The following is a 13,670-nucleotide window of genomic DNA, read 5'->3' as shown; positions in this document are numbered from 1 at the left end:
GCGGCGGAATAGTTCGCGGCGGCGGGCCGTTGACCAGGAGGTCACCCCGCGCCGGCCCGCACCGGCCGCTCAGTCGCCCCGGAGGTCATGATGGATCCGACGTCCCTGTTCAGCTACGAGCGCCATGTCGACTCGCGCTCCCTCAACGGCCGCACGCTGCTGGTCACCCTCGGGGCCTTCACCGATGCGGGCGATGCGCAGCGTCTGCTGGACGACCACCTGCTCAACACCCTCTCGAGCCGCGTCGTGGGGCGCCTGGACATGGATCAGGTCCACGACTACGCCGGGCGCCGCCCCGAGGTGACCCTGAGCCTGGACCACTTCGAGGACTACGAGCGTCCCGAGATCCTGCTGCACGAGGTCACCGACGCGGACGGACAGACCTTCTTCCTGCTCAACGGGCCCGAGCCGTCCTTCCAGTGGGAGCGGGTGGCGAGCGCGCTGCGGATCGTGGTCGAGCAGCTCGGCATCGAGCGCACCCTGCTGCTGCAGGGCTTCCCCGCCCCGGTCCCCCACACTCGGGAGCTGCCGGTCACCCGCTTCGCCGGGGACCCCGAGACCATCGCCGTGCGACGCACCATGCCCGGCACCTTCCGCCTGCGCGCCCCCTTCACGGCCCTGCTCACGATGCGGCTGGCCGAGGGCGGCCACGACGTGGTGGGGCTGACGGTGCACGTGCCCCAGTACCTCCACGAGATGTCCTATCCCGATGCCGCGATCGCGCTGCTCGCCGCGGTCGGCGAGGAGAGAGGGCCGCACATCGCCGCCGAGGCGCTCGAGGCGCAGGCCGGCCCCGTGCGCGAGGCGATCACCGCGCAGATCGATGCGCAGCCGGCGCTGCAGGAGATGGTCTCCGGACTCGAGCACCGCTTCGACAAGATGATCACCTCGGGCGTGGGCTCCGTCGTGCCGAGCGCCGAGGACATCGCCGCCGAGGTCGAGCAGTATCTCGCGAGCTTCGGCGACGAGGACGGGCAGGACCCCGGCGGGCCCGAGGGCGACGGCGGGCCCGAGCGGTCCGGCGGTCCGGAGGCCACGGGCACCTGAGCGGGCGGGCCCCTCAGCGCAGTTCGAGCCGTTCGGCCGCGTCCTCGAGCGGCAGCTCCGGATCCACCACCGCGGTGACCTGGATGCTCGTGAGGGCCACGTCCCCGGCCAGGGTCGTCATGAACGCGGTGTCGGCCGCGTCCTGACCGGTCGCGATCCGCACCATCGAGGCACGCGGCGCGAGATGCGTCGCGTCCGCCACGAGCCAGCGCCCCTCGACGAGCGCCTCGACGACCAGGTGGAAGTCCATCGGGCTCAGCCCCGGGGCGTACACCGAGGAGCAGCGGGCCGGGATCCCGGCCGCGCGCAGCAGCGTCGCCGTGAGATGGGCGTAGTCGCGGCACACGCCGCGGCGGGCCGCGAAGGTGCTGAGCGCCGAGTCGGTGATCGTGCTCGAGCCCGGCACGTACTGCAGATGCCCGGCCACCCAGGCGACGACCGCGTCGAGCGCCTCGCCGCCCTGCCGCTCCCCCACGATCTCCTCTGCGACGTGCGCGAGCTCGTCCACCTCGCAGTAGCGCGAGGGGCGCAGGTGCAGCACCGAGTCCGTCTCGAGCACCCGCGGGGCAGAGGCAGGCGCGATGCCGTGGGCGTCGTAGGCGATCTCGACCTCCCCGCCGGGCAGACCGTGCAGGAGATGGAGCCTGTTGCCGAAGCGGTCGCGCGCCTCGGTCACCGGGTGCTCCGCGCCGCCGATGCGCACGCTGAGCGACTCCCGCGCCGCGGGGGCGTCCGAGACGCCCACGAGCAGCGCGACGTCCGTCCTCTCCTGGACCTCGGCCCTCATCCATGCGCGCACGTGTCGTTCCATCCGTCCAGTGTCCGGCATGCGCGGACTCCGGCGGACTCTCCGCTCCTTGGCGCGGGCGTGATCAGCGGCATAGTGTTATGACCCAGGCGTCATCGGCGACCGTGCTCCGAGGACGCCCGCCCGTGCGGCCACGACACACGTCCTGAAGGAGAGCCCGTGCCCGAGTCCCCTGCCCGTCCCCTCGGCATCGCCCTGATCGGCTACGCGTTCATGGGCCGCGCCCACTCCCAGGCCTGGCGCAGCGTCGGCGCGGCCTTCGACGTCCCGGAGATCGAGCGGCGAGTCCTGGTGGGACGTGACGAGTCCGCAGTCGCGCAGGCCGCTCGCCGCCTGGACTGGCAGGAGCACGCCACCGACTGGCGCGAGGTGATCGCCCGCGAGGACGTCGACATCGTCGACATCTGCACCCCCGGCTTCCTGCACGCCGAGATCGCGATCGCCGCGCTCGAGGCGGGCAAGCACGTGCTGTGCGAGAAGCCGCTGGCGAACGACACCGACGAGGCCGTGCGGATGGTCGAGGCGGCGCGCGCCGCCCGCGAGCGGGGCCAGGTGGCGGCGCTCGGGCACACCTACCGTCGCGTGCCCGCCCTCGCCCATGCCCGCGACCTCGTCGCCGCCGGCCGGCTCGGCGAGATCCGCCAGGTGCGCGCCTCCTATCTGCAGGACTGGCTCGTCGATGCCGAGGCGGGGATGTCCTGGCGGCTGCGGAAGGAGACCGCGGGCTCGGGGGCGCTGGGCGACATCGGCTCCCACGCCGTCGACCAGATCCAGTTCGTCACCGGTCAGAGCGTCGCCGCCGTGCGGGGCCGGCTCGCGACCATGGTCCCCGAGCGTCCCGGCGCGGACGGCCCCGAGCCCGTCACCGTCGACGACGCCGCCTGGGCGAGCCTCGAGCTCTCCGGGGGCGCGATCGCCTCGCTCGAGGCGAGCCGCATGGCGACCGGCCGGAAGAACGAGCTGAGCCTCGAGGTGTACGGCACCGACGGCGCCCTGCGCTTCGACCTCGAGCGCCTCGACGAGCTGTGGTTCCTGGACGCGACCCGTCCCGTGACCGAGCAGGGCTTCACCCGGATCGTGGTCACCGAGCCGGAGCACCCCTATCTCGAGGGCTGGTGGCCGCAGGGGCACGTGCTGGGCTGGGAGAACGCCTTCACCAACCAGGCCCGCGACCTGCTGCTGGCCGTCACCGACCGGGACCCGGCCGCCTACTCCCCCGACTTCGAGGACGGCCTGGCCCTGCAGCGCATCCTCGAGGCGATCATCGACTCCGACGCGGCGGGCGGCAGCACCGTCCGCCTCTGACCATCCCTCACCGACGAGAAGGAGCATCACCGCCATGGCGCACCCGCACACCCTGTTCACCGGCCAGTGGGCCGATCTGACCCTCGAGGAGGTCGCGGAGCTCGCGGCCGGCTGGGGCTACGACGGCCTCGAGATCGCCGTCTCCGGCGAGCACCTCGACGCGAGCCGCTGGGACGACGAGGCGTACGTCGCCGAGCGGCTCGGGATCCTCGAGAAGCACGGGCTGAAGGTGTGGACGATCTCCAACCACCTCAAGGGCCAGGCCATCTGCGACGACCCGATCGACTTCCGCCATCAGGCGATCGTCGGCAGCCAGGTCTGGGGCGACGGGGACCCCGAGGGGGTGCGGCAGCGCGCCGCCGAGGACATGAAGAACACCGCCCGCCTCGCGCAGAAGCTCGGCGTGGACACCGTGGTCGGCTTCACCGGCTCGAAGACCTGGAAGTACGTGGCGATGTTCCCGCCCGTCGGCCAGGACGTCATCGACGAGGGCTACCAGGACTTCGCCGACCGCTGGCACCCGATCCTCGACGTCTTCGAGGAGTGCGGCGTGCGCTTCGCCCACGAGGTCCACCCCTCCGAGATCGCCTACGACTACTGGACCACGCAGCGCACCCTCGAGGCGATCGGCCACCGGGAGTCCTTCGGCCTGAACTGGGACCCCTCCCACTTCATGTGGCAGGAGATCGACCCGGTCTCCTTCATCACCGACTTCGCGGACCGGATCTACCACGTGGACTGCAAGGACATCCGCGTGCGCACCACCGGGCGCAACACCCGCCTGGGCTCCCACCTGCCGTGGGGCGATCCGCGGCGCGGCTGGGACTTCGTCTCCTTCGGGCGCGGTGACGTGCCGTGGGACGCGGCCTTCCGGGCGCTGCGCTCGATCGGATACCAGGGGCCCATCTCCATCGAGTGGGAGGACGCGGGCATGGACCGCCTCCACGGCGCGAAGGAGGCGCTCGAGCTGCTGCGGGACCTGGACTACCCGGTCTCCGAGCAGTCCTTCGACGCCGCCTTCAGCAACCAGGGCTGAGCCGATGGGCGAGACACGCACGGAGGAGCGCGAGGCGTTCGCCGCGAGCTTCCTCTCGCTCGGTCCCGAGGCGCCGACGATCCTCCCCGGCTGGGACGCCGAGGACCTGCTGGAGCATCTCGTGCAGCGCGAGAGCGCGCCCCAGCTCATGCTGGGCGCGCGCCTGCCCGGTGTCCTCGGGAGGGCGGCCCGCGAGGCGCAGGCACGATGGCGGGCCCTGGACTGGGAGGAGCGGGTGATGGGGTTCCGGCGCGGACCCGGCCCCCTCTCCCCCGTCGGACGGCTCGATGCGCTCAGCGGACAGGCCGAGCTGCTGATCCACCACGAGGACCTGCGCCGCGCGCAGGACGGCTGGGAGCCGCGGCGATCGGAGCCTGAGCGGGACCGGGCGGCATGGAGGGCCACCGGCCTCATGGCGCCGCTGGCCATGCGTATCCGCGCCGAGGTCACGCTCGTCTCCCCGCTCGGCGGCCGGCGCCTCGGGTCGCGCCGCGCCCAGGGGAGCCTGCGCGTCCACGGCGAGCCGCTCGAGCTGCTGCTGTGGGTGACCGGCCGCGACGAGGTCGCCCGGGTGCGGATCCACGGGGACGAGGCGGCCCGGCGGGCGCTCGCCGAAGGACGGCGCGGCCTCTGAGGCGTCCCGGCCCGGGATCCTCCTCCGGACACGACGGGGTCAGCGCTCGAGCAGGAACAGGCGGGGGTGGTGCCCCTTCTGGAAGAAGCGGTGCTCGCCGAGGCGCCGCCACCCGGCAGCGTCCTGCTCGAGCACGCGGTGCATGCGGCTGATCTCGTGGGTGAGCACGCCGAGGCGCGCGCCGGGCGCGGCGAGCTCCGCGGCCCGGGCGAGCAGGTCGGCGAGCAGGCGCTCGTTGCTCTCGTGCTCGCCGTGGAGCGTGCCCCACGGCGGGTTGCTGAGGATCCGGGTGAAGCCTCCCTCGAGCGGCGTGGTGAGCACGTCGCCGGTCACCCAGTCGATGCGTCCGCGTCGTCGGGCCTCGCGCTGGTGACGGCGCGCCGCCTCGATCGCTGCGGGCTCGAGGTCCACGCCGACGGCGCGAGCGGGTGCCGCCCGGTGCAGCTGCTCGACGAGGAAGGTCCCTGATCCGCAGGTCATGTCGAGCACCGCGTCCTCGGCGCGCACGTCCAGCAGGTCCAGCACCGTCGCGGCGATCGTGGCGTTGACGGCGCCGGGATAGTCCACCGTGCGCCAGGCCCGGGTCGCCAGGGGGCGCGGGGTGGTGCGCAGCAGCACCTGCCAGGTCCCCGGCGAGGCGCCGCGGCGCACCCGGGCCACGAGATCGCCGTCGGCGTCGTCGACCGGGAGAGCGGCGAGCTCGGCCAGTGCGCCCGCGAGACGGCGCATGTCGGGGCTGCCGGCGCCGGCGGCCTCGAGGCGCAGCCCGTGGAAGACCTGGCGCGGGCGCTGGCGGCGCAGCTCCTCGAGCATTGCGGCCAGGCGCTGCTGCACGGAGGTCTCCAGCAGCTCGCGGGGCCTGCGCGCCGGGACGGTCAGGGCGGTCGAGGCGGCGACCGTGCAGCGCAGGGAGCGCACCGCGTCGAGGTCGCTCGTGCGCAGCAGCAGCTCGGTCGCCGCAACGGTGCGCACCGGTCCCAGCTCCCGCGCCTCCGCGAGGGCGCTCGAAGCGCATCCCTCGAGCACCTCGAGGACGAGATCGTGGGTGATGGGGGTCATCTGGGTCCCTCCGGGGCGACGTGCGGGCGATTCCGGCAGGCTACCCGCCCGTCGCAGCACCGGAGCGCTGGCGGGGATCGGTAGACTGCGGGGGTGTTCATCGTGAGTGTGTGTTCCCTGAAGGGCGGCGTCGGCAAGACGTCCGTGACCCTGGGCCTGGCCTCTGCCGCCCTCCACCAGGGGGTGAACGCGCTCGTGATCGACCTCGACCCCCAGGGCGACTCGACGCTCGGCCTGCTCGGGGAGCCGGCGACGACGCTCGACATCGCCGAGGTGCTCTCCTCGCCGCGCACCGAGACGATCGACCGGGCGATCATCCCCACCCCGTGGGCGAAGGACGCGGCCTCGCACCTGGACATCATCCCGGGCACGAGCCGCTCCGCCGTGATGGACTCCCCCGCCCCGGGCCCGAAGGACGTGAGCCGGCTGCACCAGGCGCTGGACAAGCGCACCCACCAGTACGACCTGGTCCTGATCGACTGCCCGCCCTCCCTCAACGGGCTCACGCAGATGGCGCTGGCCGCCTCGGACCGCGCGCTCGTGGTCGCCGAGCCCGGGTTCTTCGCGGTGACCGCGGCGGACCGCGCCCTGAAGCTCTCCGCCGAGATGCACGAGGAGGGCGTCGCCCCGCGTCTGCAGCCGCTGGGCCTGGTGGTGAACAGGTACCGTCCGCGCTCGGTGGAGCACCAGTACCGCCTGGCGGAGCTGCGCGACCTCTTCGGCGACGCGGTCCTCGACCCGGTGATCGAGGAGCGGGTGGGCCTGCAGCAGGCGCAGGGCGGGGCGGTGCCGCTGCACCGCTACGAGGGCGCCTCCGGTGCGCGGCTCACCGAGGACTTCGACGCGCTGCTGAAGACCGTCATGGACTCCCGCCAGAACTCCTGAGCCTGCTCTCCGGCACATCGGCCCGAGAGACAGTCCCGGCACGACGGAACGGCGGGCCCCCTTCCCCGGGGGCCCGCCGTTCTCGTGGGTCTGCGGTGGACGGCGCTCAGCCGGCCTGACGGGAGCGGCGGCGCGCTGCGAGCTCGTCCTGGAGCGCGAGGGCCGCGTCGTCGGCCGGATCCACGCCGGGCAGCACGGCCAGGTCGTTCTCGACCTCGCGCCAGACACGGCCGACGGCGATGCCGAACACTCCCTGACCGCCCTGGACCAGGTCGAAGACGTCCTCGGCGGAGGTGCACTCGTAGACGGAGGCGCCGTCGCTCATGAGGGTGATCCCGGCGAGGTCGTCGATGCCGCGCTCGCGCAGCGCGCCGACGGCGATGCGGATCTGCTGGAGGGACACGCCCGTGTCGAGGAGCCGCTTGACGACCTTGAGCACGAGGATGTCGCGGAAGCCGTAGAGGCGCTGGCTGCCGGAGCCGTGGGCGGCGCGCACGCTCGGCTCGACCAGGCCGGTGCGAGCCCAGTAGTCGAGCTGGCGGTAGGTGATGCCGGCGGCCTTGCACGCGGCGGGGCCGCGGTAGCCGAGCTCGCCGGGAGTGTCCACCACGTCGTCGAAGAGCACGCCCTGGGCGGGCTCGGCGGGAACAGTGGTCTGCTCAGTGCGATCATCGCCGCGGGTGGCGTTCACGTCTACCTCCGGGTTCCGGCTCTCAGAGGGGGAAGGATGAGAGCGCCTGCCCAGAGTAGCGCGAAGTGACCCCGCTCCGGTAGCAACGCGCCGCGCGGAGGTCACGGAGAGGTGACGACCTCCCCGGTCAGGTGCTGAGGTCGGGGCCGCCCGACCCGTGCTCGGATCCCCTGCGCCCGCTCAGACCTCCCGCAGCCTGGTACGCAGGACGGCCCCGTGCAGGGTGATCATGGACTCCCCGAGGTCGCGGGCGTAGTCCTCGGCCTCTCCCCGGGCGGCCGCATCCCCCGCGCGGCTGCGGGGGCGGGCGACGGAGCGGATCATGTGCGCCTCGCGCTCGGCGGCGGTGCGCAGCATGACCAGGTGGCGCGGGTGCAGGCCCTCGTCGGCCAGGTCCCGGGCGGCGGTGACGATCTCGAGCTCGGTCGTGCCGTAGAAGAGCAGGTCGTCGCCGAGGAACCCGAACTGCTCGAGCTCGGCGAGGAAGTCCTCCTCCACACCGGCCTCCCGGGCGAGGCCGCGACGGTCCAGGCGCACCGCCTGCAGGGTCGAGCTGGGGCCGGGACGGGAGGCGATCGAGGTGATCTCGGGGTCCACGCCGTGCTCGAGCAGGTGCTGCTTGATGACCTTCAGCGGCCAGAACCGGTCGCGCTGGGCGCGCAGCACGAAGCGCAGTCGGTCCACGTCCTCGCGGCTGTACTTGCGGTACCCGGCCGGGGTGCGATCGGGCATGATCAGGCCCTCGGACTCCAGGTAGTGCAGCTTGGAGTGGGCGAGGTCGGGGAACTCGTCGCGCAGCATCTCCAGCACCTGTCCGATGCTCAGACGTGCGGCGGCGGAGCTGGGCCTGCGGGAGGCGGCAGCCGGCATGGGGTCAGGCCGTCCCGGGGAACGGGTGGTAGGTCAGGCGGTACTTGCCGATCTGGACGTCCTGCCCGGCGTGGAGGCGGGACTCGTCGACCCGGTCCTTGCCCACGTAGGTGCCGTTGAGGGATCCGAGGTCGCGCACGAGGAAGCCGTCGCCGTCGCGCACGAAGGCCGCGTGGCGGCGGGAGACGGTGACGTCGTCGAGGAAGATCTCGCTCTTGGGATGGCGCCCGGCGATGGTCGTCTCGGAGTCCAGGAGGAAGCGGGCGCCGAGGTTCGGCCCCTTCCGCACGATGAGCAGCGCGCTGCGCGGGGGCAGGTTCTCGATCGCCCGGCGATCCTGCGAGGACAGGCCGGGCTCGGCCTCCTCGAGGGGGTCGCTGGGCGAGATCGCGCTCAGCTTCGACGTGTGGTCGAGGTTCGCCTCGTTCCACTCGGTGTTCTCTGACACCTCACACCCCTTCCTTGGCTGCTGCGACCCTGCGTGGTGGCGGTGCAGGCCTCCGCCTCGTCATTCTCGCACGTCCGACGCCTGGTCCGGGTGCTCGCGGCCTGCACCACGAAAGGATTTGACGATCACTTGACCACCTGCGAGTGCTCGGGTCGGCTCAGCGTGACCGTGGCGTCGATCCTCACCTCGTCCTCGGCGGTCGCGGCGAGGGTGCCGCCGTCGCCGGAGACCGAATCGGCGGCGCCGCCGGGGATCCGCAGCGCGGGCTCCATCACGGCGGGGTCCCCGATCGCGCGGAGGGTGTAGGGGGCCGGAACGGGCGTGCCGTCCACGAGCAGCTCGCCGCCGGGCCCGGTGGTGATCGAGGTGGAGGCCACCACCCGCACATCGCCGATCTGGACCACCTCGGCGCCGGCGTTGCGCAGCTCCTGGAGGACGCCCAGCAGGGTCGAGGCGCGCACGCCCGACTCGGGATCTGCGATGGAGACGACGATGCCGCGCCCGTGGGCCGGTGCGGTGCCGGCGAGGATCTCGAGGTCGCCGAGGCGCTGCTCGGCGGCGTCGCGGGCGGCGGCGTCGCCCTCCTGCCCCGAGCGGAGGGTCTCGAGCGTGCGCTCGAGCTCGGCGTTCTCGACCTCGAGGTCCGAGGAATGGCGGCCCGACTCGTCCAGCAGCCGCACCAGCTCCTGCTGCGTGGCCCCTTCGAGGGACTCGTCGTTGCGGCCCATCTGCGCGGCGATCGACACGCCGAGCAGGAGGCACAGCAGACCCACGATCACCTGCGACGCGGTGGCCTGGGGGCGGAGGGTCTCCTTCAGCCGGCGCCACACGATCCTCTGCTCGTCCCGGCTCTGCGGGGTGCGCGTGCCCTCGCTCATGACCGGAACAGGAGCCGCCGGATCGCGGCGGCGTTGGAGAAGATCCGGATGCCGAGCACGACGATCACCGCGGTGGAGAGCTGGGAGCCCACTCCGAGCTGGTCCCCGAGGAACACCAGGAACGAGGCGATCAGCACGTTGAAGAGGAACGAGGTGATGAAGACGTGGGAGTCGAAGGCGCCGTCGAGGCTCGCACGCAGCCCTCCGGCGAGGGTGTCGAGCGCCGCGACGACCGCGATGGGGAGATAGGGCTGGAGGCCGGCGGGCACGTCGGGCTGGACGACGACGCCCAGCACGATGCCGACCACCAGGCCGAGGATGGCGATCACGGGGAGTCCTCCTGCTCCGCGCCGCCCTCGGCGGCGCTGTCGGGGGTCGTGGCGGTCGGTGCGGCCGACGGGTCCGAGGCGCCCTCCGCCTCGTCGTCGGACCGTTCGGCCTCGCGCAGGGTGCCGAGGCTGCGGGCGGGAACGGAGAGGTCCTCCCCCGCCGTCCAGGAGACGCCGATGCCGTAGCGGGTCGAGATCTCGGAGAGATAGGCGCCGGTCTCGGCGTCCTCGACCCCGCTGCGCAGCAGCTCGGGGTCGCCGAGCGCGGTGACCTCGTAGGGCGGCGAGAGGGGGCGGAAGTCGACCAGCACCGCGGAGCCTGCGGTGCGGATCGCCGTGGTGGCGCTGACGCGCTGCCCGTTGACGGCGACGGCCTCGGCGCCGGCGGCCCAGAGCCCGTTCACGGCGATCTGGAGGTCCCCGTCGGTCACGCGGTTCACGGCCCCCGGGCCTGCCCCGGATCGCGAGGGCAGCGGGGCGGAGTCCTCGAGCGTGAGCACGACGCCGCTGCCGCTCAGCGCGGCACCGGCCCCGGCCTGCTCGTACTCCCCCAGCCGCTGCGCAGCGTCGTCGTCGCCCTCGTCCAGGACCTGCTCCTGGGCGAGGGCGATCTCCCCCTCGAGCTCGGCTCGGCGCTCCTCGAGCTCGTCGGTCTCCGCGCGGACGTCGAGGACCTCCTGCTCCAGCAGGGCGCGGGGGCTGTCGGCACTGGCCGCCTCCTCGCGCAGGTCGACGGCGGAGACCGCGACGGAGAATCCGAGCAGCACGGCGAGCAGCAGGGTGACGGTGCGCATCCAGCGGGTGTCGGGCGGAGTGGCGGAGGCGACGGGGTGCTCCTCCTCCCGCAAGGTGTCGACCGAGTACGGATCGGCGGTGAGGGCGCGCAGGAGCGAGGTCGGAGAGTAGGGCGTCTCGCCGTGCGGCGTCGAGTGCTCCTCGCCCCGCGTCGTCCCTCGTCCTCGCATGCCTGGAGTCTAGGAGCTGGGGGAGACCGACGGGCTCAGGCTCCGCTCTATCCCATTCACGTGCCGGAGCCCGGCTGCGCCACGGGTGCCGCAGGTCACGCCCCTCTCGATTCGCTCCCGAGCCCGCAGCGGGGTACTGTATTCCTCGGTCCTCCGGTGACGGAGGATCTCGGGCTGTGGCGCAGCTTGGTAGCGCACTTGACTGGGGGTCAAGGGGTCGCAGGTTCAAATCCTGTCAGCCCGACCGAGAGAGGCCGCTGACCAGTGACGGAACTGGTCGGCGGCCTTCGTCGTCCCCGGCCGTCACCCGGCCGGACGTGAGCTGCGCGGCAACCCGCGTGCCTCAGCGCGGTCCCGGCGGCGCAAACCGCCGGCCGGCTCCTACACTCACCCCATGACCACTGCTCCGCCCGCCTCCGCCCATCGCTACGTGCTGACCTTCGTGTGCGCGGACGGCCCCGGCATCGTCCACGCGATCACCGGAGCGATCGTCGCAGTCGGCGGGAACATCGTCGAGAGCCGCCAGTTCGAGAGCGGCGATTCCCGTCGCTTCTACATGCGCGTCGAGATCCTCACCGCCGCCTCGTCCGACGAGATCCGCGCGGCGCTCACCGGCCCTCTCGAGCGTCACGCCATGGAGGTGACCGTCGACGAGGTGGGCCGCCCGGTGCGCACCCTGGTGCTCACCTCGAAGTCGACGCACTGCGTGAACGACCTGCTGTACCAGACCTCGATCGGGAACCTCCCGATCGAGGTGCCGCTCGTGCTCGCCAACCACGACACCGCGGCCCGCTACGCCGAGTTCCACGGCGTCCCCTTCGAGCACCGCCCGGTGACCTCCCCCGAGGAGAAGGCGGCCTTCGAGGACCGGGTGCGCGAGGCGATCGACGAGCACGACATCGAGCTCGTGGTCCTCGCCCGCTACATGCAGATCCTCTCCCCCGAGCTGTGCGCCGAGCTCGCCGGACGCTGCATCAACATCCATCACTCCTTCCTGCCCGGCTTCAAGGGCGCGAACCCCTACCGGCAGGCCTATGCCCGCGGTGTGAAGCAGATCGGGGCGACCGCGCACTTCGTCACCGACGACCTCGACGAGGGCCCGATCATCGAGCAGGAGGTCATCCGCGTGGATCACACCCGCTCGCCGCGGGAGCTGATGGCGATCGGACAGGACACCGAGGTGCGCACGCTGCGCCAGGCCGTGGGTCTCTTCGCGCAGCATCGGGTGCTGCTGGACGGCACGCGCACCATCGTCTTCCGCTGACCGGACCGTGCCGGGCCCGTCGGAGGGCCCGGCGCGGTGCGGCTCCCGGGCGCGGCGCGCGGTTCAGGAGTTCGCCGGCCCCACCCACACCTGCTGGGCGTTGACGAACTCGCGGATGCCGTGGGGGCCGAGCTCGCGCCCGTAGCCGGAGCGCTTGATGCCGCCGGAGGGCAGGCGCGGATCGGTCTTCACGATCCCGTTGACGCTCACCTGCCCCGCCTCGATCCGCCGTGCGAGCTCCTCGCCGCGCCGGGTCTCGGTCCAGATGCTCGCCCCGAGCCCGTACGGGGTGTCGTTGGCGATCGCGAGCGCCTCCTCGGCGTCCTCGGCGACCATCACCACGGCGACCGGGCCGAAGGTCTCCTCCGTGCACGCGCTCATCCCCGCTCGCACCCCGGTCAGCAGGGTGACGGGATAGAAGAACCCCTCCCCCGCCGGCATCTCCCCGCCGAGCACCAGGGACGCGCCTGCCTGCACCGAGGCGGTGACCTGGCGGTGGAGGTTCTCCCGCAGGTCCTCGCGGGCGATCGGGCCCACCTGGGTGGTCTCCTCGCGCGGATCGCCGACGACGAGCGCGCCCAGCTCCGCCGCGAGCAGCTCGACGAAGCGGTCGTGCACGGACCGCTCGACGATCACCCGCTTCGCCGCGATGCAGGACTGACCGGCGTTGATGATCCGCGAGAGCGCCGAGACCCGGGCAGCCTGCTCGAGGTCCGCATCGGCCAGCACGATGCAGGGGTCGGAGCCGCCGAGCTCGAGCACGGCGGGCTTGATCTCGCTCGCCGCGATCGCGGCGACCGTCGACCCGGCCCGGTCCGAGCCGGTGAAGGACACGGCCTGGATCCGCGGATCGCGGATGACGGACTCGACGTCCTCGGTCGCGGCGTGGAGGGTCTGGAAGACCCCCTCCGGGAAGCCTGCGGCGCGGAACGCCTCCTCGATCGCGGCCGCGCAGCCGGGCACGTGCGGGTCGTGCTTCATCACCGCGGTGTTGCCGGCCATCAGGGCCGGGGCGGCGAAGCGCAGCGCGAGCCAGAACGGGGCGTTCCAGGGCAGCACCCCGAGCACGGTGCCCAGCGGGAGGTGCTGGACGTAGGAGGAGGCGGCGTCGGAGGCGATGTGCTCCGCAGCGAGATACTCCTCCCCGTGCTCGGCATAGTGCTCGGCGGCCCACGCGGCCTTGCCCACCTCGCCGCGGGCCTCGGCGAGGGGCTTGCCCATCTCCTCGGTCATCAGCGGTGCGAGCTCCTCGATGTTCTCGCGCAGGTGCGCGGCGAGGGCACGCAGCAGCGCGGCGCGCTGGGCGAAGCTCGTCCCGCGCCAGTCGAGGAAGGCGGTGCGGGCTCGGGCCAGCACCGCGTCGATCTGTGCGGCGGTGGCGGCGGGCTGCTCGCGCACGACGGCCCCGGTGGTCGGGTCGATCGCGGTCAGGACGGTCATGGTGTGCTCCT

The 13,670-nt window shown here is 72.8% G+C and carries 15 protein-coding genes and 1 tRNA gene; 7 read left to right on the top strand and 9 right to left on the bottom strand.

The window, feature by feature from the left end; genetic code table 11:
* The first annotated feature begins 90 nt into the window (after positions 1-90).
* The gene (locus D1648_RS08590) at positions 91-1,047 is read left to right on the top strand and encodes a PAC2 family protein (RefSeq protein ID WP_122940714.1); all 957 of its coding nucleotides are present in this window, start codon (positions 91-93) and stop codon (positions 1,045-1,047) included.
* Between the two features lie 13 nt (positions 1,048-1,060).
* Here the strand turns inward: D1648_RS08590 and D1648_RS08585 are convergent, their stop codons facing one another.
* Positions 1,061-1,858 (bottom strand): transglutaminase family protein, encoded by a 798-nt coding sequence (locus D1648_RS08585; RefSeq protein ID WP_241155410.1) that lies wholly within the window; start codon positions 1,856-1,858, stop codon positions 1,061-1,063.
* Between the two features lie 156 nt (positions 1,859-2,014).
* Here D1648_RS08585 and D1648_RS08580 point away from each other — a divergent pair, with 156 nt between their 5' ends.
* The 3 genes from D1648_RS08580 to D1648_RS08570 are packed head-to-tail and all read left to right on the top strand — an operon-like array spanning position 2,015 to position 4,830.
* On the top strand, positions 2,015-3,160 hold the full coding sequence (locus tag D1648_RS08580) for a Gfo/Idh/MocA family protein (RefSeq protein WP_122940709.1): 1,146 nt from the start codon (positions 2,015-2,017) through the stop codon (positions 3,158-3,160).
* Between the two features lie 34 nt (positions 3,161-3,194).
* Positions 3,195-4,196: a sugar phosphate isomerase/epimerase gene (locus tag D1648_RS08575; protein ID WP_122940707.1), complete on the top strand. Its 1,002-nt coding sequence runs from the start codon at positions 3,195-3,197 to the stop codon at positions 4,194-4,196.
* A gap of 4 nt (positions 4,197-4,200) precedes the next feature.
* The gene (locus tag D1648_RS08570; RefSeq protein WP_122940704.1) at positions 4,201-4,830 is read left to right on the top strand and encodes a TIGR03085 family metal-binding protein; all 630 of its coding nucleotides are present in this window, start codon (positions 4,201-4,203) and stop codon (positions 4,828-4,830) included.
* A 39-nt stretch (positions 4,831-4,869) separates the two neighbouring features.
* Here D1648_RS08570 and D1648_RS08565 read toward each other — a convergent pair whose 3' ends face one another.
* The gene (locus D1648_RS08565; RefSeq protein ID WP_122940702.1) at positions 4,870-5,889 is read right to left on the bottom strand and encodes a methyltransferase; all 1,020 of its coding nucleotides are present in this window, start codon (positions 5,887-5,889) and stop codon (positions 4,870-4,872) included.
* Between the two features lie 93 nt (positions 5,890-5,982).
* Between D1648_RS08565 and D1648_RS08560 the strand changes: the two genes are divergently transcribed.
* A complete protein-coding gene (locus D1648_RS08560; protein ID WP_122940700.1) occupies positions 5,983-6,774 on the top strand; it encodes a ParA family protein in 792 nt (263 codons plus the stop codon).
* 106 nt (positions 6,775-6,880) lie between these two features.
* Here D1648_RS08560 and D1648_RS08555 read toward each other — a convergent pair whose 3' ends face one another.
* From D1648_RS08555 to D1648_RS08530, 6 genes are all read right to left on the bottom strand, one after another.
* Positions 6,881-7,465: a MerR family transcriptional regulator gene (locus D1648_RS08555; protein WP_122940698.1), complete on the bottom strand. Its 585-nt coding sequence runs from the start codon at positions 7,463-7,465 to the stop codon at positions 6,881-6,883.
* Positions 7,466-7,645: 180 nt separating this feature from the next.
* The gene (locus tag D1648_RS08550; protein WP_122940696.1) at positions 7,646-8,335 is read right to left on the bottom strand and encodes a MerR family transcriptional regulator; all 690 of its coding nucleotides are present in this window, start codon (positions 8,333-8,335) and stop codon (positions 7,646-7,648) included.
* Between the two features lie 4 nt (positions 8,336-8,339).
* A complete protein-coding gene (locus D1648_RS08545; protein ID WP_122940693.1) occupies positions 8,340-8,783 on the bottom strand; it encodes an FHA domain-containing protein in 444 nt (147 codons plus the stop codon).
* Positions 8,784-8,908: 125 nt separating this feature from the next.
* A complete protein-coding gene (locus D1648_RS08540; RefSeq protein ID WP_122940691.1) occupies positions 8,909-9,661 on the bottom strand; it encodes a DUF881 domain-containing protein in 753 nt (250 codons plus the stop codon).
* Entirely contained in the window at positions 9,658-9,990 is a 333-nt protein-coding gene (locus D1648_RS08535) for a small basic family protein (RefSeq protein ID WP_122940689.1), read from the bottom strand. The genes D1648_RS08540 and D1648_RS08535 overlap by 4 nt, the downstream gene beginning before the upstream one ends.
* Positions 9,987-10,955, bottom strand: coding sequence for a DUF881 domain-containing protein (locus D1648_RS08530; protein WP_122940686.1), 969 nt, complete (start codon positions 10,953-10,955; stop codon positions 9,987-9,989). The genes D1648_RS08535 and D1648_RS08530 overlap by 4 nt, the downstream gene beginning before the upstream one ends.
* A 170-nt stretch (positions 10,956-11,125) precedes the next feature.
* Between D1648_RS08530 and D1648_RS08525 the strand changes: the two genes are divergently transcribed.
* A tRNA-Pro gene (locus D1648_RS08525) sits at positions 11,126-11,199 on the top strand.
* A 150-nt stretch (positions 11,200-11,349) separates the two neighbouring features.
* Positions 11,350-12,219: a formyltetrahydrofolate deformylase gene (locus D1648_RS08520; protein WP_122940684.1), complete on the top strand. Its 870-nt coding sequence runs from the start codon at positions 11,350-11,352 to the stop codon at positions 12,217-12,219.
* Positions 12,220-12,282: 63 nt separating this feature from the next.
* Here the strand turns inward: D1648_RS08520 and D1648_RS08515 are convergent, their stop codons facing one another.
* Positions 12,283-13,659, bottom strand: a complete 1,377-nt coding sequence (locus tag D1648_RS08515; RefSeq protein ID WP_122940682.1) for an NAD-dependent succinate-semialdehyde dehydrogenase — start codon at positions 13,657-13,659, stop codon at positions 12,283-12,285.
* Positions 13,660-13,670 lie beyond the last annotated feature (11 nt).

It is taken from the genome of Brachybacterium sp. EE-P12 (genome assembly GCF_003711805.1).
Lineage (GTDB): Bacteria > Actinomycetota > Actinomycetes > Actinomycetales > Dermabacteraceae > Brachybacterium.
The sequence above is the reverse complement of the archived record's forward strand: the minus strand, read 5'-3'. Positions and strand labels throughout refer to the sequence as shown.